18 protein-coding genes are annotated in these 17868 nt (G+C 73.5%); 13 read left to right on the forward strand and 5 right to left on the reverse strand.

From position 1 onward, the window contains the following. Positions 1-5 precede the first annotated feature (5 nt). Both ACSU6L_RS00945 and ACSU6L_RS00950 read right to left on the reverse strand, forming a co-directional pair. Complete coding sequence (locus tag ACSU6L_RS00945; RefSeq protein WP_437052528.1) at positions 6-1643, reverse strand: sigma-70 family RNA polymerase sigma factor; 1638 nt, start codon at positions 1641-1643, stop codon at positions 6-8. A gap of 218 nt (positions 1644-1861) precedes the next feature. After that, positions 1862-2251, reverse strand: coding sequence for a hypothetical protein (locus ACSU6L_RS00950; RefSeq protein WP_437052530.1), 390 nt, complete (start codon positions 2249-2251; stop codon positions 1862-1864). 281 nt (positions 2252-2532) lie between these two features. Here ACSU6L_RS00950 and ACSU6L_RS00955 point away from each other — a divergent pair, with 281 nt between their 5' ends. From ACSU6L_RS00955 to ACSU6L_RS01015, 13 genes are all read left to right on the forward strand, one after another. Then, positions 2533-3846 carry a cation:proton antiporter domain-containing protein gene (locus tag ACSU6L_RS00955; protein WP_437052532.1) on the forward strand — a complete coding sequence of 438 codons (1314 nt, stop codon included), beginning with the start codon at positions 2533-2535 and terminating at the stop codon, positions 3844-3846. 116 nt (positions 3847-3962) lie between these two features. Beyond that, positions 3963-4469: a SigE family RNA polymerase sigma factor gene (locus tag ACSU6L_RS00960; RefSeq protein ID WP_437052534.1), complete on the forward strand. Its 507-nt coding sequence runs from the start codon at positions 3963-3965 to the stop codon at positions 4467-4469. Positions 4470-4480: 11 nt separating this feature from the next. Further along, the gene (locus tag ACSU6L_RS00965) at positions 4481-5020 is read left to right on the forward strand and encodes a cellulase (protein WP_437052536.1); all 540 of its coding nucleotides are present in this window, start codon (positions 4481-4483) and stop codon (positions 5018-5020) included. A gap of 149 nt (positions 5021-5169) precedes the next feature. Beyond that, entirely contained in the window at positions 5170-6462 is a 1293-nt protein-coding gene (locus ACSU6L_RS00970) for a glycosyltransferase (protein ID WP_437052538.1), read from the forward strand. Further along, positions 6459-7733 (forward strand): hypothetical protein, encoded by a 1275-nt coding sequence (locus ACSU6L_RS00975; protein ID WP_437052540.1) that lies wholly within the window; start codon positions 6459-6461, stop codon positions 7731-7733. Before ACSU6L_RS00970 ends, ACSU6L_RS00975 begins: the two co-directional genes overlap by 4 nt. An 82-nt stretch (positions 7734-7815) precedes the next feature. Then, positions 7816-8829 carry a zinc-binding dehydrogenase gene (locus tag ACSU6L_RS00980; protein ID WP_437052542.1) on the forward strand — a complete coding sequence of 338 codons (1014 nt, stop codon included), beginning with the start codon at positions 7816-7818 and terminating at the stop codon, positions 8827-8829. 89 nt (positions 8830-8918) lie between these two features. Next, positions 8919-9716 carry a GNAT family N-acetyltransferase gene (locus ACSU6L_RS00985; protein ID WP_437052544.1) on the forward strand — a complete coding sequence of 266 codons (798 nt, stop codon included), beginning with the start codon at positions 8919-8921 and terminating at the stop codon, positions 9714-9716. Positions 9717-9801: 85 nt separating this feature from the next. Next, positions 9802-10443 (forward strand): hypothetical protein, encoded by a 642-nt coding sequence (locus ACSU6L_RS00990; RefSeq protein WP_437052546.1) that lies wholly within the window; start codon positions 9802-9804, stop codon positions 10441-10443. Positions 10444-10550: 107 nt separating this feature from the next. Next, positions 10551-10778, forward strand: coding sequence for a ferredoxin (locus ACSU6L_RS00995; RefSeq protein WP_437052548.1), 228 nt, complete (start codon positions 10551-10553; stop codon positions 10776-10778). Continuing rightward, complete coding sequence (locus ACSU6L_RS01000; RefSeq protein ID WP_437052550.1) at positions 10768-12159, forward strand: NAD(P)/FAD-dependent oxidoreductase; 1392 nt, start codon at positions 10768-10770, stop codon at positions 12157-12159. Before ACSU6L_RS00995 ends, ACSU6L_RS01000 begins: the two co-directional genes overlap by 11 nt. A 23-nt stretch (positions 12160-12182) precedes the next feature. After that, the gene (locus ACSU6L_RS01005) at positions 12183-13418 is read left to right on the forward strand and encodes a cytochrome P450 (RefSeq protein WP_437052552.1); all 1236 of its coding nucleotides are present in this window, start codon (positions 12183-12185) and stop codon (positions 13416-13418) included. 150 nt (positions 13419-13568) lie between these two features. Continuing rightward, positions 13569-14930, forward strand: a complete 1362-nt coding sequence (locus tag ACSU6L_RS01010; protein WP_437064711.1) for a diacylglycerol kinase family protein — start codon at positions 13569-13571, stop codon at positions 14928-14930. Between the two features lie 129 nt (positions 14931-15059). Continuing rightward, positions 15060-15671 carry a hypothetical protein gene (locus tag ACSU6L_RS01015; RefSeq protein ID WP_437052554.1) on the forward strand — a complete coding sequence of 204 codons (612 nt, stop codon included), beginning with the start codon at positions 15060-15062 and terminating at the stop codon, positions 15669-15671. 5 nt (positions 15672-15676) lie between these two features. On the opposite strand, the gene ACSU6L_RS01020 is transcribed toward ACSU6L_RS01015, so the two are convergent. Genes ACSU6L_RS01020 through ACSU6L_RS01030 form a run of 3 tightly spaced genes read right to left on the reverse strand, consistent with a single transcriptional unit; the run spans position 15677 to position 17854 of the window. Next, the gene (locus ACSU6L_RS01020; protein WP_437064713.1) at positions 15677-16654 is read right to left on the reverse strand and encodes an endonuclease/exonuclease/phosphatase family protein; all 978 of its coding nucleotides are present in this window, start codon (positions 16652-16654) and stop codon (positions 15677-15679) included. Between the two features lie 8 nt (positions 16655-16662). Next, positions 16663-17106 carry a GNAT family N-acetyltransferase gene (locus ACSU6L_RS01025; protein WP_437052556.1) on the reverse strand — a complete coding sequence of 148 codons (444 nt, stop codon included), beginning with the start codon at positions 17104-17106 and terminating at the stop codon, positions 16663-16665. Positions 17107-17113: 7 nt separating this feature from the next. Then, positions 17114-17854, reverse strand: a complete 741-nt coding sequence (locus ACSU6L_RS01030) for a sporulation protein (RefSeq protein WP_437052558.1) — start codon at positions 17852-17854, stop codon at positions 17114-17116. Positions 17855-17868: the final 14 nt, after the last annotated feature.

The following is a 17868-nucleotide window of genomic DNA, read 5'->3' on the forward strand; positions in this document are numbered from 1 at the left end:
CGGCATCACCGCTTGGCGCCGAAGTTCTGCGTCCACCAAGGTCCGCCCGAGCCCTCGTGGACGCCCACGCCGATGTCCTTGAAGGAGCAGTTGAGGATGTTGGCGCGGTGACCGGGGCTGTTCATCCAGGACTCCATCACCGCCTGCGGGGTCTGCTGGCCACGGGCGATGTTCTCCCCGTACGTGGACCACTGGTAGCCCGCAGCGGTGGTGCGCTGCCCGGGGTCGGCGCCGTCCGGGTTGGTGTGGTCGAAGAAGTTCCGGGCGGCCATGTCGTCCGAGTGGCCCTGCGCGGCCCTGTTCAGCTGCGCGTCCTCCGTGAGCGGACCGCAGCCGGCCGCCGCCCGCTCCTTGTTCACCAGCGCGACCACCTGCCCTACGGTGCCCGACGGTGCCGGCTGCGTCTGCGGCGCGCTGGACTGGGTACGGGTCGGCCGTGCGGAGGACGGCCGGGGCGCCGGCTCGGCCTTCTTGGCGGGGGTCGGGCTCTTGGAGGGTTTCGCCTTCTTCGACGGGGAGGCGGAAGGCGACGGGGACGCGGAGGGCGACGCGGACGTCTCGGCGGTCCGGGGCGCCGAGATGTCGACCGCGGGGGCGCCGGCGGTGCGCGCGGCGGTCACGTCCTCGGGCTCGGCGTCGGAGTCCGAGCCGAAGTACCACAGGCCGCCTCCGCCGGCGACGCAGGCCGCCACGACGGCCCCGGCGACGACCCGGCGCCGTACGCGGCGGCGTCGGCGCACCTGGGTGCGGGAGGCCGTCCGGCCGGACGCGGCGCGATGCCCGGCCGCCGATCCGCCGTCGCCTCCGGAGCCGCCCAGCCGGGACGCGGAGGCGACCGGGGCCGTCCCGCCGGACGCGGCGAGCACTCGGTCCAGCAGTGCGGGCGTCGCGGCGACCAGTGCCAGACCGGCCAGCAGCCCCTCCGCGGGCATCAGCCCGGTCCACAGACCCCAGCAGCGGGCGCAGCCACGGGCGTGCCGGGCTATTCGCTTGCGCCACAGCGCCGAGGGCCGGCCGTCCCAGGAGGCCAGCATCCCGCCCAGTTCCTCGCATCGCGGCCGCGCGTCGAGCGCCCGCACGACCACCCGGGCCGCTTCCAGCTGCGCCTTCATCCGCTGCACCCGGACCGCCGTGTGCTGGGGCGACAGCTCCAGGGCGGCGGCGACCTCGGAGCGGGTCAGCTCACCGGCGCACTCCAGCCACCACAGCGACAGCAGCCCCCGGTCGTCGGGCTCCAGCCAGCGTGTCGCCCGGGCGGTCTCCTGGCGCTGGCCGGACAGCTGGAGCCGCACCATGGTCAGGTCCACGAAGTCGGCGCCGGGGTCCGCGAGTTCCTCGGCCTCCTCCACGCCGCCCGGGGCGGACTGCCGGGCCTGCCAGTGCGCCCGTACCTGATTCATCGCGATGGCCACGAGCCAGGGCCGGAAGTTCTCGGGAGCACGCAGCCCGCCCAGCCCGTCGAGGGCCCGCAGCATGGTCTCCTGCACCACGTCGTCGACGTCGACGGAGCCGTTCAGAGCCCGCCCCACGATGTTGTAGACCAGCGGGAGGTACGCGCCGACCAGGGCGTCCTGGGCCTGGGGATCGCCGCTTCGGGCAGCGGTCACCAGTGCGGCCGACTCCGTGGTGCGCTCTGTACTCATCACAAACTTCCCTGTCCTCGACGCCGAACGATGCTGTCCTTCACATGGGAGACCGCTCGGTGAGCCTGGGATAACAATTCTTCGGACGCGTGTTCCACGAGAGACTCGTGGTGCCGGTCCCCCGGCGCAATGGGGAACGTCACACCGGCAGGGCACCTACCGGTCGATCGCCTCGTCGACGGGCATCCTGCCGGCGGCATCCGCGCAGGAGAGGGACGTCACCGCTCCCGCTCGAACCAGTCCCTCGCCTCCGGCAGGAAGAGGCAGACGACCACGGGCAGCCCGAGAGCGATGCGCAGTGCCGCGTCCAGGAACTCCCCGGGCGCCGCGGCGTCCGCCACCTCGCCGGCCGAGCCGAGCAGGACGAACACCATCACCACGATGGTGGTCAGCCGGACCCCGCCCTTCGCGCCGCCCTCGTAGGTGAGGGCGAGCAGCGCGCACAGCCAGACCAGCAGCCAAGGAGCCATCAACTCGCCCAGACCGTAGGACGACATGCCGTCCGACAGTGCGAGTACGACGATCAGGCCGCTCACCCCCAGGACGTACAGCAGCAGTTGGGCCGCGCGGACCTGCCGGGGCATAACGGCCGCTCTCGCTGTCTTCACCTGGGTCGACTCCTCGTAGCGCTGGGGCTTGCGGAGATTAACCGGTGCGCCCCCTCGATGGCCATCCACGCCCGCCGGGCGGAGGCGCGGAGGGCGCCGCCATGACATCGGCGTGGCACGCGCGGGTGACATGCGCCCTCGCACGCTTCCGGTGCTTCGGCCGTGGCGTCTCTCCACGTTCGCGGCACGGGCGCCGCGGCAAGGATCGCCTCGGGCTGACCCGCGCCTGGATCGTCTTCCGGCTCACAGCCGCAACGGACCGACGGACGGAGACCGATCGTATGAACGCGCATCAGACCACGTCACTTCTGATCAGTCTCGCCGTCGTCGTCCTGCTGGCCCGGCTGCTCGGCGCGCTGGCCAGGCGGTGCGGTCAGCCCGCCGTGATCGGTGAGGTCCTGGCGGGTGTCGCACTCGGGCCGAGTCTGTTCCACGGGGCGGTCTCCGACGTGTTCTTCCCGGACAGCGTCCGGCCCCTGCTCGGCGCGCTGGCCGCGGTCGGCGTCGCGGTGTTCATGTTCCTCGTCGGCCTGGAATGGGACGCCGGGTTGATACGGGGCAGCGGGAGCCTCGCCGCGACCGTGTCGTTCAGCTCCATCCTGCTGCCGTTCGGCCTCGGCGCGGCACTGGCGCTGTATCTGATGCGAGACCACGGCACCGCGGACCGGACGGCGTTCATGCTGTTCATGGGCATCGCCATGTCGATCACCGCCTTCCCGGTGCTCGCCCGCATCCTCACCGACCGGGGCATGGCGGGCACCCCCCTGGGTGTGCTGGCTCTGGCGTGCGCGTCGATCGACGACGTCCTCGCCTGGTCGCTGCTCGCGGCCGTGGTCGCCATCAGCGGCTCGGCCGGCCCCGACCAGTGGCGGATCCTGCTGGCCCTCCCCTATCTGCTGGGCATGCTCTTCGTGCTGCGTCCCCTGCTGCGCCGGGTCATGGCCCGCCGGACCGCCGGCGGGCTGACGCCGACCCTGTTCGCCTGCATACTGGCGGGCCTGCTGCTGTCCGCCGCCACCACCGAGTGGCTGGGCCTGCACTACATCTTCGGCGCGTTCCTCTTCGGCGTGATCCTCCCGCGCACCGGCACCGAACGGCTCCGCGGCGCGGTGCACGAACGCCTCGGCCAGATGAGCAACACCCTGCTGCTGCCGGTGTTCTTCCTGGTGGCCGGCCTCCAGGTCGACCTGTCGGGGCTCGACGCGAGCGGGCTCGGCGACCTCGGGCTGATCCTTCTGGTGGCCGTGGGCGGCAAGTTCGCCGGCGCCTTCACCGCCGCCCGCCTGAACCGGATGCCGGTGCGCCAGTCCGCCGCGCTGGCGACCCTGATGAACACCCGCGGCCTGACGGAGCTGATCGTCCTGAACGTGGGTCTGCAACTTGGCATCATCGGCCAGGAGCTCTACTCGCTGATGGTCGTCATGGCGGTGGTGACGACCGCGATGGCGGGCCCCCTGCTGAGCCGGCTCCTGGGCCGCCCCACCGGGAACGATCCCGCGGGCCCCGCCGGTTCCGCCGGTTCCGCCGAGTCCGGCAGGACTCCGGGACGCGCGGCCTACGGACCTGCCGCCGAGCCGGCCGTCAAGGACGTGTGACCGCCGACGGGCCCACCGGCCGCCGTGAGATGGATCACAGCTCCCGGGTGCAGCGCTGTGCGGTGTCCAGCGCCTTTACCAGGGTGTAAGGATTCATCAGGGGTGGGACGGTGAGGATGCAGCGATTTCGAGCAGAGGGCTTCGACGACTTCGTCGCTGCCCGGTGGTCGGCGTTGCTCCACGTCGCGCGACTGCTCACCGGCGGCGACCGGCAGCGGGCCGAGGACCTGGTGCAGGAGTCCCTGGTCAAGCTGTGGTTCGCCTGGCCGAAGGTCGCGGATCAGGCCCCGGAGGCGTACGTCCGCCAGGTCCTCGTGCGCACGGCGGCGCGGTCGGCCCGGCGGCGGTGGTGGGGTGAGCGGCCCGTCGACGAGCTGCCCGACCGGCCCGACCCCGGGGACGTGTCGTCGGCCGTCGCCGAACGGTCCCGTCTGGAGGCGGCATTGGCGCTGCTGACGCCGAAGCAGCGGGCCGCGGTGGTGCTGCGCTACTGCGAGGATCTGCCCGACTCGCAGGTCGCTCAGGCGCTGGGCTGCCCGGTGGGCACCGCCCGCTCGCACGCCTCACGGGGAGTCGCCCGGCTGCGTCAGATCCTGTCCGAGACCGTCAGGGCCGTGGGGTGAAGGGAGACGCCATGGACGACTTCGAGCGGGAGCTGGCGCATCTGATGCGCGACACCCGGCAGTACACCCCCTTCGAACCCCCGCACCGGCAGCGGTTGCACGAGGGCATCCGGACCGAACGCCGCGTCCGGCTGCTGTGGCGGGCGGGCGGCTCCGCCGTGGCGGTGGCCGGACTGAGCATCGCGCTCGCGGTGCTGCCCGGCATGCTGACCCGGGCGCAGCCGGCCGAGCCCCGGCCGCTGCCGGCGACCAGTCCCCGCCCCTCGGCCACCACGGGACCCGCCAGCCGGCCCCCCGAGCCGAGCGTCACCCCGTCCGTTCCCCCGTCGACCACTCCGCCCGTGACCGAGAGCGGCGGCGCGACGCCCGAGGGGACGACGCCCCCGGCCACCGTGCTGCCCTCGTCGACGGGCTCCGGGGGCCGGACGGTGTCGGCGCCGCCCCCGTCGTCGGAGCCGCCGCCTCCGCCGACGCCCACGGCGACGCCGTCGGCCCCCGAACGCACGCAGGAGGCGTCCCCGTCGGTGAGTGTCCACGCGGAGTCGACCTAGTACGGCCCCGCGTCGCTCCGGCAGGGGCCCCGTCCGTTCCACCGGCCCGTGGGTACGCCACCGCGCAAGCCGAGCTCCACCTCTCCCCAGTCGTCACCCCTGGGCGCCCACGGGCGTGCCACGGGCCGGAAAGAAACTGTGAACCAGCCATGAAGACCGCAGGGCAGTCCGCCCGCACAGACCGCCGGACGTCCGAGCCGGCCCCGGCAGCGCTGCCGCGCCGCGCGCCGCTGCCCGCGCATCATCCGGATCCCGTGCTGGACGTGGTCGTCCCCGTGTTCAACGAGGAGAACGACCTGGAGCCGTGCGTGCGGCGCCTCCACGCCCACCTTGCGGAAACCTTTCCCTACCCGTTCCGGATCACCATCGCGGACAACGCGAGCACGGACCGGACCCCGCGGATCGCCGCCCGGCTGGTCGCGGAACTGCCCGACACCGACTGGATCCGGCTGGACGAGAAGGGGCGAGGACGGGCCCTGCACGCCGCCTGGTCGCGCTCCTCCGCCCCGGTGCTGGCCTATCTGGACGTGGACCTGTCCACCGACCTCGCCGCGCTGCTGCCGCTGGTCGCGCCGCTCATATCGGGCCACTCGGACATCGCGATCGGCACCCGGCTGGCCCGCGGCTCCCGGGTGGTGCGGGGCCCGAAGCGGGAGTTCATCTCGCGCTGCTACAACACCCTGCTGCGCGGCACGCTCGCCGTCGGTTTCTCCGACGCGCAGTGCGGGTTCAAGGCGGTGCGGCGGGACGTCGCCGAGCGGCTGCTGCCGCTGGTGGAGGACCAGGCGTGGTTCTTCGACACCGAACTGCTGGTCATAGCCGAGCGCGCCGGGCTGCGGATCCACGAGGTGCCGGTCGACTGGGTGGACGACCCCGACAGCCGGGTGCGGATCGTGTCCACGGCGCTGGCCGACCTGCGGGGCATGGCCCGGCTCGGCCGGGCCCTGGCCCGCGGCCGGCTGCCGCTGTCCGCGCTGCACCGCAGCGAGGACCCGCTCGACGGCCCGGAGCTGCCGCCCGGACTGCTCCCGCAGCTGCTGCGGTTCGCCGCGGTGGGCGTCGCCAGCACCCTGTTCTACCTGGCGCTGTACACCGCCCTGCGGCCGGCCACCGGGGCCCAGGCCGCCAACGCGCTCGCCCTGCTGATCAGCGCGGTCGCCAACACCGCCGTGAACCGCCGCCTCACCTTCGGTATCCGGGGCCGTACCGGCGCCGTGCGCCACCAGCTCAAGGGCCTGGCGGCGTTCCTGTTCGGACTGGCCGTCACCAGCGGTTCGCTCGCCCTGCTGCACCACACCACCCCCGGGGCCGACCGCCGGGTCGAGACCGCCACGCTGATCGCCGCCAACCTGGCCGCGACCCTGCTGCGCTTCCTCCTCTTCCGGGCCTGGGTCTTCCCCGCCCGCAGTTCCCGCCGTACGACAGGACAGACCACCTCATGACCACCGCCCCGGCCCTTCCGGCCGATCCGCACACCTCCGGCGGCGACGAACCCGGCCGTCCCGCCGACGAGCCGGACCTGCGGCGGCGCCTGCGCCGGGCCGCGGCGCACCACGGGCCGGTGCTGGCGACGTACGGCGTGCTGAAGCTGGCGGGTTTCGCCGTCTTCATGTATCTGCTGGACTCGGCGGGCGACTTCCGCAAGAAGCACCCGCGGTTCGGCGGCGGGGCCCACGTCTGGGACGTGCTGGGCAGCTGGGACGGCTGGTGGTACCAGCAGATAGTCCTGAACGGCTACGACCCCGCCCTGGAACCGGTCCGCAACGCCACCGGACTGATCACTCTGGAGGGCAACTCGGCGGCGTTCTTCCCGCTGTACCCGGCGCTGATGCGCCTGGTCTCCGAGTGCACCGGCCTCGGCCCGTACGGCGCGGGCATGACCGTCTCGGTCCTCTCCTCCTTCGTGGCGGCGCTCGGCATCTATGCCGTGACCAGCCACCTCGCCGGCCGCCGGGCCGGGCTGATCGCCGTCGGCCTGTGGGCGGTGTGGCCCGGATCGGGGTCGGAGTGGTCGGTGTACTCCGAGTCCGTGTACGTGGCTCTCGCCGCCTGGGCCTGCTACGCCGTGATGACCCGCCGATGGCTCACCGCCGGGGTGCTGACGTTCACGGCCGGGCTCAGCCGCCCCACCGCCGTCGCGCTGATCGCCGCGCTCACCGTCGCCGCGCTGCTGGCCGTCCTCCGCCACCGCAAGGACGGCTGGGTCCGCCCGCTCGTCGCGGTGGCGATCTCCCCGCTGGGCCTGGCCGGGTATCTCGCCTGGGTCGGCTACCGCATGGGCGACTGGAACGGCTACTCCAAGCTCCAGGACGGCGCCTGGGCCCACAAGTTCGACTACGGCCGGCACTCCCTCGACGTGCTCACGTCCGTTCCGGTGGGTCACTTCGACTATCTTTTCGCGATGCCCTTCCCGGATCTGATCGGGGTGGGTGTGGTGCTGCTGGTGCCGGTGCTGACCGTGCTGCTGCTCCAACTGCGCCCGCCGGCCGTGCTCGTCGTCTACACGGTCGTCTCCTTCGCCATGGTGATGAGCACGCAGCAGTACTTCGCCAACGTCTCGCGCTATCTGCTCCCCCTCTTCCCGCTGTTCGTCCCGGTCGCCGTCGGCCTGCGCCGCCTCACCCGTCCGTCGCTGGCCGTGCTGCTCGGCGTCGCGGCGCTGGCCTCGGGCTCGTACGCCGGGTACGCCCTCTTCGAACTCGGGGTGCCGTAGCCGGGCCCGGCCGGTACGGTCCCCGCAGGGCGGGCCCGCGACGGTCGCGCGGGCTTCGCCACGGCACCGAGGGAGTGACGTCATGGAGCAGATGCTCGCCGCCCGCCTGCACCTTCCGAGCCGCGCCGTGCGCCTGGAGGAGGTGCCGCGCCCCCGGCCGGGGCCCGGGGAGGTGCTGGTGAAGGTGGCGGCGGCCGGTGTCTGCCTGTCCGACGTCCACCTGATCGACGGCACGCTCAGCCCCCTCCTGCTGGACGGCGACACCGTCACCCTCGGCCACGAGGTGTCCGGCACCGTCGCCGAGACCGGCGAGGGGGTCACCGCGTGGACACCGGGACAGCGCGTCGTGCTGCACGCGGGCGAGCTGCGCGACGGTGTCATCCACACCCGCGGCGTCGACTACGACGGCGGCTGGGCCGAGTACGCCCTGTCGTCCGCGGGCGCGATGACGGCGCTGCCCGACACCATCCCGTTCGAGCAGGGGGCGATCATCCCGGACGCCGTGTCCACGCCGTGGAGCGCGATCACCGTGACCGGCGAGGTCCGGCCCGCCGAGGCGGTCGGCGTGTGGGGCATCGGCGGTCTCGGCGTGCACGCCGTGCAGCTGCTGCGGGCCGTCGGGGCGTGCCCGATCGTCGCCGTGGACCCCAGCGCGGCCGCCCGGGAGCGGGCGCTGTCCGCCGGTGCCGATCTCGCGCTCGACTCCGCCGACCCGGACCTGCGCACGACGGTGGCCGGGGCGACCGGCGGGCTCGGGCTCGCCGCCGCCTTCGACTTCGCGGGCGTGCCGGCGGTGCGCGAACAGGCGCTCACCGTCCTCGCGCCCAAGGGGCGCCTCGTCCTCGTGGGGCTGACGAACCAGCCGCTCACCGTCACGCACGGCACCCGCTTCAGCTACCTCCAGCAGCGGATCCTCGGCCACTACGGCTCCGACATGCCGGTGGCGCTGCCCCAGCTGCTGCGGCTGGTGAACGGCGGACGGCTGGACCTCTCCGGGTCCGTCAGCGACGTACTGCCCCTGGCGCGGGCCGCGGAGGCGGTGGAACGGCTGGAGAAGAAGGCGGGCGACCCGATCCGCCTGATTCTGCGCCCCTGACGGCCGGAACGCGTCACCCGCGGGGCCCGCCCCGGTCGTTAGGACTCCTGCACGGTTGTGCGGAGCACTCGACGATCAGAGGAGTTACGGTGGCGAATCTCGCGGACTCGGTCGAATCGATGGAGCAGCTGACGACGGTCTGGCGTGCCATGGTGCTGGACCGGGATGCGGACGCCGACGTCCGGGATCTCCCGGGCATCGCGGTGCGCTGGGCGGACTGCCGGTTCGCGTTCTGGAACTGCGTGACGCTGACCGAGGTGGGGGCGGACGCGGCCCTGATGGAGCGGCGGCTGGGCGAGGCGGCGGAGATCATGCGCGCGAAGAGGCATCCGGGCTTCCTGTGGGTGTTCGAGGACCTGCTCGGCACCGAGGCGCGCGCGGCTCTCCCGGCGGCGGCCGAACGAGCGGGCCTCGCCTACGCGTTCCCGGGCACCGGCATGGCCGGGGACCTGCTCCCCCTGCCCGAGCCGGCCCACCCCGATCTCACGTTCGTCCGGGTGCGCACCGACGAACAGCTGCGCGCGTACGCGGACCTCAATTCACGCGCGTACGGCTTTCCCCTGGAGGACGGGCGCGACGGACTCGCCGGTTCGGCGCTGTGGAAGGAGGAGGTGCACGCCTATCTGGGGATGCGGGACGACGTCCCGGTGACGTGCGCCGCGACGGTGGCGGCCGACGGCCGGCTGTTCGTCGTGCTGGTCGCCACGGACCCCCGGTGGGAGCGCAGGGGATACGGCGAGGCGGTGACGCGGAAGGCGCTGTACGAGGGCGCCCGGGCCACCGGACTGACCCGCGCGACCCTGCACGCGACCGCCGCCGGGGCGCCCGTCTACCCGCGCATCGGCTTCCGGCCGAACTCGCCCATGGGCTTCTACTGCCTGGGCTGATACGCCGCTCGGGCGGCCCCGGTGGCGCGAGCGGCCGGATCGCGCGTCTCTGGACGAAAGACGTGCGGCCGGAGGGCGAGTGACCATGGAACAGCAGGGAGAGCGCCTCGGGACCCCCCGGGCCGCCGGAATCGCCGGAGTGGTGTTCGCGGTCCTGATGGCCGCGGCGATCGTTCTGGTGCGTCTCGCTCTGCCCGGCGGGGCCGAGGGGCAGGGCGTCGCCGTCGACGGCGGGCAGCGCGACTCCGTGCGGACGGCGCTGGAACTGCTGCCGTTCGCCGGAATCGCCTTCCTGTGGTTCATGGGGGCCCTGCGCGAGCAGGCCGGCGCGGGAGAGTACCCGTTCGTCGCCACCGTGTTCCTGGGCAGCGGTCTGATCTTCGTGGCCACCCTGTTCGGCTGTGGCGCGGCGGCCGGCACGGTACTCGACGAGGGCGAGCAGGACCCGCCCTTCGGCCGCCAGTTCGCGTACACCCTGCTGACCACGTACGCCATGCGGATGGCGGCGGTGTTCGTCATCACGACGTCGACGATCGGCCGGCGGCTCGGCGTGCTGCCGCGCCCGCTCGTGGTCCTCGGCTACCTGGCGGGACTGGTCCTGCTCGTGGTGGGGTCGAGCCTGCCCTGGTCCGAACTGGTCTTCCCGGCGTGGGCGCTGGTCGTCAGCCTGCACATCCTGCGGGGCCTGCGTCCCACGGGCCCACGGCACTCCGCCGGCCCGGCCTGAGCCGAACGCGCCGCTCACTCCAACGGCGTCCTCCGCGTCGCCGCGGTACCTGCGGCACCCGAGGGTGGTCCGAGGGGGCTGCCGATCCACCGGAGAGGACCGATCCCTTGGTACGGATTTCCGTCGACCTGAACCGCTGTCAGGGGTACGCCCAGTGCGCTTTCCTCGCCCCCGGCGTCTTCACCATGCACGGCGAGGAGGCGTTGCTCTACGACCCGGACGCCGACGAGGCGCAGCGCGGCAAGCTGATGCAGGCCGCCGCGGCCTGCCCCGTGCAGGCCATCCTGGTCGACTCGGTGGACGCGCCGGCCGAGGCGGTGTCCGGTGTTCGGTGACGGATCCCTGGAGCGCTTCAAGCGGGAGGGCCGCATCGTCGTCGTGGGCGCCTCGCTCGCGGGCCTGCGCGCCGCGGAGACCCTGCGGGAGAAGGGCTTCACGGGCTCACTGACGATGATCGGCGACGAGCCCCACGAGCCGTACGACCGGCCCCCGCTGTCCAAGCAGGTGCTGCTGGGCAGGGCTGCCGCCGACCGCACCGCGCTGCCCAGGCGCCGCTCCGTCGACGCGACCTGGCGGCTCGGCGTCGCGGCCACCGGCCTGGACATGGCGGCCAGGCGGGTGCGGCTGGCCGACGGCGACGAGGTGCCGTACGACCGGCTGCTGATCGCCACCGGTGTGCGGGCGCGGCCCTGGCCGCGCGAGGCCGAGGCGGAACTCGACGGGGTCTTCGTGCTGCGCACCCGCGACGACGGCGCCGCGCTCGCGCGGCGGCTGGCCGAGGAGCCCGAACGGGTCCTGGTCATCGGGGCCGGGTTCACCGGCTCGGAGATCGCGTCGGCCTGCCGTGAACGCGGCCTCGCCGTCACCGTCGCCGAGCGCGGCTCGGCGCCCCTGGTCGGCGCGCTCGGCGGGGTGGTCGGCTCGGTCGCCGCCGGACTCCAGCGCGAGCACGGTGTGGACCTGCGGTGCGGTGTCATGGTGACCGCTCTGGAGGGCGACGCCTCGGGACGGGTGCGGGCCGCGCGGCTGTCCGACGGCTCCACGGTGGAGACCGACGTGGTGATCGTCTCGCTGGGCGCCCGGCGCAACACCGACTGGCTCGCCGGGTCGGGGCTCGGGGCCGGGCCCCGCGGCATCGCCTGCGACGCCGGCTGCCGCGCCTTCGACTTCCGGGGGATCGTGACCGACGACATCTACGCGGCGGGCGACGTCGCCCGCTGTCCGCACCCCTTGTTCGGCTACCAGTTCCTGTCGCTGGAGCACTGGGGCAACGCGGTGTCCCAGGCCGGGATCGCGGCGCACAACATGCTCAGCGAGAGCACCGACCGCCTCCCCCACATGGAGGTGCCCGCGTTCTGGTCCTCGCAGTTCGGAGTCAACATCAAGTCGGTCGGGGTTCCGTCCCTAGGGACGGAACTCCTCGTCACCCAGGGGTCGCTGGAGGATCACCGGTTCGTCGCCGTCTACGGCTACCAGGGCCGCGTCATCGGCGCGGTCGCCTTCGACCATGCCCGCTGGCTGCCGTTCTACCAGGAGCTGATCGAGCGCACCGCGCCGTTCCCGCCGCAGTTCGCGACGGTCGACCGGCGCTCGGACGGCCAGCGGCCGGTCGCCGCGGACTTCCCCGACCCGTCGGTCCCCACCCACGGTCCCACTGTGACCCTCAGCGGATACTCGCCGGCCGACCGCCGGATGACGTTCACTCCCGCGCACTGACCCGCACGGCCCGAGGACTCGCCATGACACCATCCCCGCTGCACCGGATCCTGGACTTCGCCAACCGGGCGAATCCGTACCCGATCTACGAAGAGCTGCGGAAGACGCCCGTCCACCACGACGACGACGGGCCGTACGTCGTCAGCACCTACTACGAGATCCGCAGTCTCCTGCACGATCCCCGGATCAGTTCCGACGCGCGGAACCTGGCGTCGACCGCCCACGACCCGCTGGCCGAGCCGGCACAGGACGACGGCGCCCTGCCGCCGAGCTTCCTGCGGCTCGACCCGCCCGAGCACGACCGGCTGCGGCGCATGACGAACCGGTCGTTCGGCCCGCCGCGCTGCCCCCGCCGCGTCGACGGGATGCGCGAGGAACTGCACGGCATCGTCTCCGGCCTCATCGACGGCATCGGCGACCCGGGGCGCATCGACCTGGTGGACCAGTTCTCGTACCCGTTCCCGGTAACGGTGATCTGCCGGCTGCTCGGGGTGCCGCGCGAGGACGAGGCGCGCTTCCACACCTGGGCGGACACCATCGCCGCGAGCCTGGACCCGGATCCGGACGCGGATCCCGCCGAGCGGGGCAAGGGCGCGCACGACGCCCGTATGCAGCTGGGCATGTATCTGGCCGGTCTGATCGAGGAGCGGCGCAGGAACCCAGGGGACGACATGCTGTCCGAGCTGGCCACCGCCAAGGGCCCGGACGGCACGATGACCACGATGGAACTGCTCAGCACCGCGGCGCTGCTGCTGATCGCGGGACACGAGACCACCGTCAACCTCGTCACCAACGGCATGCTGACCCTGCTGCGCAATCCCGACGTCCTGCGGCGGCTGCGCGAGGACCCCCGGCTGGCCGTGCCCGTCGTCGAGGAACTGCTGCGCTTCGAGCCGCCGGTGCAGCTGGTGCCGCAGCGCACCACCCTCGCCGACGTCGAGGTCCGCGGCGTCACCATCCCCAAGGGCGCCTCCCTCTGGCTGGTCCTGGCGTCCGGCAACCGCGACCCGCAGCGTTTCGAGAACCCGGACCGCTTCGACCCGGACCGGGGGGACATCCAGCACCTGGGACTGGGCAGCGGCATCCACAGCTGCTTCGGCGCGCCGCTCGCCCGGCTGGAGGCGCAGCTCGCCCTGTCGGAGCTGGCCCGCAGGCTGGAGAACCCCCGACTGGTGGAGGACCCTCCGCCGTACCGGCAGAACGCCGTGCTGCGCGGACCACGGCATCTGCACATCGCCTGCGACGGGATCCGCCCCTGAGCGGGGCCCCTATGCTCAAAGGACGAGGTCCGCCGATGCCCGAGGCGGCATCGCTTCCGGCATGGTGATCGACTGCTCCGCGAGTGAGCGGGAAGTGGTCTGATGACGACGACCGCCGGTACCGTCCGGCGGCGTGGCGGGAGGGGACGAGTGGTGGCGGTGGTCAGGGAGTGGGCGCACAGACGTCAGGCCTGGGCGGCCAGGGCCGCGCTGCTGTGTGCCGCCGCGGCGTTGTTGCTGCCGCTGGTGGAGGGGGGCCTCGGCGGTCTGGTGCTGCTCGTCGTGGGCGTCGCGGGTCTGGCCGTCACCGGCGCCGCGCTGTGGTGGACGCTGTCGCGCCGGGGCGTCCTGCGGATGGCCGCCGCGACGCTGGCCCTGGTCACGCCCGCCGCGGTCGTCACCCTCTTCGCGCAGGCGAACCTGTGGTGGGTGGTGATCCTGTCCGCGCTGCTGTGGTCGGCGGCCGTGTGGAGCGGCCGGTACGCGCTGCGCACCACGGGGCTTCGGTCCAGCCGCGCCAAGGAGTACCGCACGCCGGCCCCGCAGCGGCCCGTGCTGTTGCTCAACCCGCGTTCCGGCGGCGGGAAGGTGGAGCGGTTCGGGCTGCGGGAGAAGGCCGAACGGCTCGGTGCGCGGGTGATCCTGCTCGACCCGGAGCAGCGGCAGGACGTGGTCGCCCTGGCCCGGGAGGCGGTCGCGGACGGCGCCGACCTCCTCGGCGTCGGCGGCGGCGACGGCACCCAGGCCCTGGTGGCGGCGGTGGCCGCCGAGCACAGGCTGCCGTTCATGGTCATCTCCGCCGGTACCCGCAACCACTTCGCGATGGATCTGGGCCTGGACCGCGACGAGCCCGCCGCCTGTCTGGACGCGCTCAATGACGGCGTCGAAGTCCACGTGGACCTGTGCTTCGCGGGTGACCGGCCGTTCGTCAACAACGCCTCGTTCGGGGTCTACGGGACGGTCGTGCAGAGCCCCGGTTACCGCGACGACAAGGTGGGCACGGCGCTGCAACTGCTGCCCGACCTCCTGTCCCGGCAGCGGGGGCCGCGCCTGACGGCGACCGTCGGCCGCAGCACGATCACCGATCCGCAGGCCGTCCTGGTCAGCAACAACCCCTACCGCCTGGACGACCCGTTCGGCTTCGGCCGGCGCGCGCGGCTGGACTCGGGGCGGCTCGGAGTCGTCACCGTGAAGGTCGACAGCGCGGTCGACGCCGCGGAGCTGATCCTGGATCCGCGCGGGCTGAGTACGACGACCTCCCACGAGGTGGTCATCGACGCGGACGCGCCCGAGGTGGAGGCCGGTCTCGACGGCGAGGCCCTGGTCCTGCCCACCCCGGTCCGCTGCCGTGTCGAACGCCGCGCGCTGCGCGTCCGCGTGCCCCGCGAACGGCCCGGCGTCCCCGAGCTGCCGCCCCGGCTGGACTGGCGCCGGCTGCGGAAGCTGGCGGCCGCGGTGGGCCGTACGGCCGTGCCGGTCCGGTACCGCGCCGAGGGGTGGGACCGGCGGTGAGCCCCGGCTCGCGGGGCCGCCTGGCCGGCCGTTCGGGGTTCCGGTGAACCAAGCCCCGGTGTCGGCCGTGTTCCTGGACGTCCGACCGGGCCGGTGGCCCGGAGACCGGCGAGAGGAGCGGTACGTCCCGTGCCCACCGACCACGCCTGCCGTGCGGCCGCCGAGCAGGCCGCCCGCTGCCTCATCCCCGTGCGCGCGGTGCTGGTGCCCGCCGACGACGGCGAGCCGCCTCCCGCCGAGGTCATGCCCGTGGTGCTGCGGAACTACCTGGGCGCGAACGCGCGGCCGCCCGCACCGAGGGCGTCGGCAGGCAGGCGTCCGGCGCCGGTGGGCCTCGCCACGGGCGCCGTCGTCGTACGGCTGTGCCTCGACGGTCTCGCCGCGGACACGGCCGGCGCGTTGACGGCGTGGCACGCGGACCTCGGCCGTCGGCTGCGGGAGCTGCTGACCGGTCCGGGTTCGACCGGGCGGCAGGCCGATGCCTGGCAGCCCCTCATGGATCTGCAGCACCGTGCTCACGAGGTGCTGACCGTCATGGCCGACCCCGGCCGGGACGGTCGGGCGGGACCGCGGTCGGTGGCCGCCCGGTTCGACCTGCTGGAGGACGCCGTGTCCGGTGTGCTGCGGCGGATGGCCGTACCGTCCGGCACCGCTGCCGAGTGCGCGGGCGCGCTCGCGGGCGCGGCCGGGTCGTTGTTCGGGCTGGCCCGGGACGCGGGCGCGGAGGGCGGGCGGTACTGACCGGCTCAGCCGAGGGTGAGGGTGGCGGCGACCGGCAGATGGTCGCTGCCGGTCGCGGGCAGCGTGCGGATGCCGGTGACGGTCGCCGAGCGGGCCATCACCTGGTCGATCCGGGCCACCGGGAACGCGGCGGGGAAACTGAGGGCGAAGCCCCGCTGCGGCATGTTCATGCGTGAGGTCAGCGGGGACAGCCCGCGGTCGTCGACCGTGCCGTTGAGGTCGCCCAGCAGGACGACGGTCCGCTGTTCTTCGGCGGCGACGGCCCGGCCCAGCAGCGCGGCGCTCTCGTCACGCCGGGCGGACGCGAGGCCGGTCGCGCGGACCCGGACCGAGGGCAGGTGCGCGACGTGGACCGCGATGTCGGCGCGCGGGGTGTGCACCACGGTCCGCAGGCCGCGGTCCCACGGCTCCACGATCGCGGCCGGTTTGATGTCCAGCGGGCGTACACCGCTGATCGGATGCCTGGACCACAGTCCGACGGTGCCCTGGACCGCGTGGTACGGGTATCGCGGCGCGAGCGCCTTCTCGTAGTGCGGCAGCGCCTCGGGCAGCAGTTCCTGCAGCGCGATGAGGTCGGGCCCGGCGTCGGCGAGGGCGCGGGCCGTGCCCTCCGGGTCGGGGTTCTCGTCGCTGACGTTGTGCTGGACGACGACCAGGTCGTGCGGGCCGGGCCGCGCCGCGGGCGGGATCAGGCCGCCGAAGAGGTGCGTCCAGGCCGCGACCGGCAGAAGGACGGCCAGCAGGGCGAGGGCGGACCGGCGCAGCAACGCCAGGACGAACAGCAGGACGACGAGCAGGCCGAGCCACGGCAGGAAGGACTCCAGCAGACTGCCCAGTCGGCCCATCCGGTTGGGCACCGCCCGGTGGCAGGCCAGCAGCGCGGCCGTCAGCACCGAGAGCGCGGCGAGCACCCGGCCCGGCCGTCGGCGCCACTCCCACCGGGGCCGCGGCGCCGGGTGGCCGGTCGCTGCTCCCGGATCCATCGAGGTGGTCATCGGACCGGCTCGCGCACCATGAACGCGTCGACCGGATCCTCGCTCTCGAGCGTGAAACCGTGCCGTTCGTACAGCCGTCGGGCCGGGCTGCCCCGCAACACGTTCAGCCGGACGGGGACACCGCCGCGGTCGCACCGCTCCAGGAGAGCGCGCAGCACGGCCGTACCGATACCGCAGCCCTGGAGGCGCGGCGCCAGGTAGAAGTGCTCCAGCCAGTGGGCGTCCTCCGCCGGGCGCAGTGCCACGCTGCCGGAGAAGGCGCCGCCGACCTCGATCACCCAGGTGTGGGCCGGGTCGAAGCCGTCACGCAGCCTTCGGCGCACCCGCCGCGCGTCGTACCGCCCGAGCCGTTCCAGATCGGCTCGCAGCACGGTCGCGCGCAGTTCGGCCACGGCGTCGACGTCCGACGCCGACGCCGGCCGTATGTCCCAGTGCGCCATGACGGGGTCAGCGGAGGAAGGTGGTGCGCATGTGCTCGTCGATGCGCTTGGTCCAGGCGTCCTGGTCCAGCTCCGCGTAGTCGAACAGGTGCGGGCCGGACGAACCGGTGATCAGGTCCAGCGAGTCGGGACGGGCCACGAACACCGACTCCAGCTGGCCGGCCCGGCCGTAGTGCTGCGGGAACCAGGTCTCGATCTCCTGCCAGTAGCCGACCTTCGAGTTCTGCCCGCCCCTCGGCGTGCCCAGCTTCACCTCGGCCTCGTCGAAGCGGAAGCCCAGGTCGGCGTAGGCCTGGAGGATCGCGTCCTGCGCGGGCAGCGCGTGCACCTGGAACTCGTCGAAGTCGCCCTTGTCGACGGACTTGTCGATGGCCAGTTCGGTGCGCACCGCCACCCGCGCGCCCCGCAGCGACCGGCCGCCCAGCACATGGGTGAGCGGCATCTCCCACGGCAGCTGGATGGCGATCCGCTCGGTGCGGTGCTCGCCCGCGTGCAGAGTCAGCGGGCCGTCGACGGCCGCCGAGACGATCGTCAGCGGGTTCTCCCAGCCGGTCTCGGTCTGCTCGCGGTCCTCCGCGCGCGTCACCACGTCCAGCCGCAGCCGCTCCACCTCGACGTCCGCACCCCCGCCGCGCAGGTGGACGGTCGCCTCCAGCACGTCCCCCGGACGTACGACGGCGGTGCCGAGCACGGTGTCCACCTCGGGGGCGTTGATGCCGAGCGAACTCAGGAACTTGCGGAATGCCATGACGGGTTCCCCTC

Source organism: Streptomyces sp. enrichment culture (genome assembly GCF_964272855.1).
GTDB lineage: Bacteria > Actinomycetota > Actinomycetes > Streptomycetales > Streptomycetaceae > Streptomyces.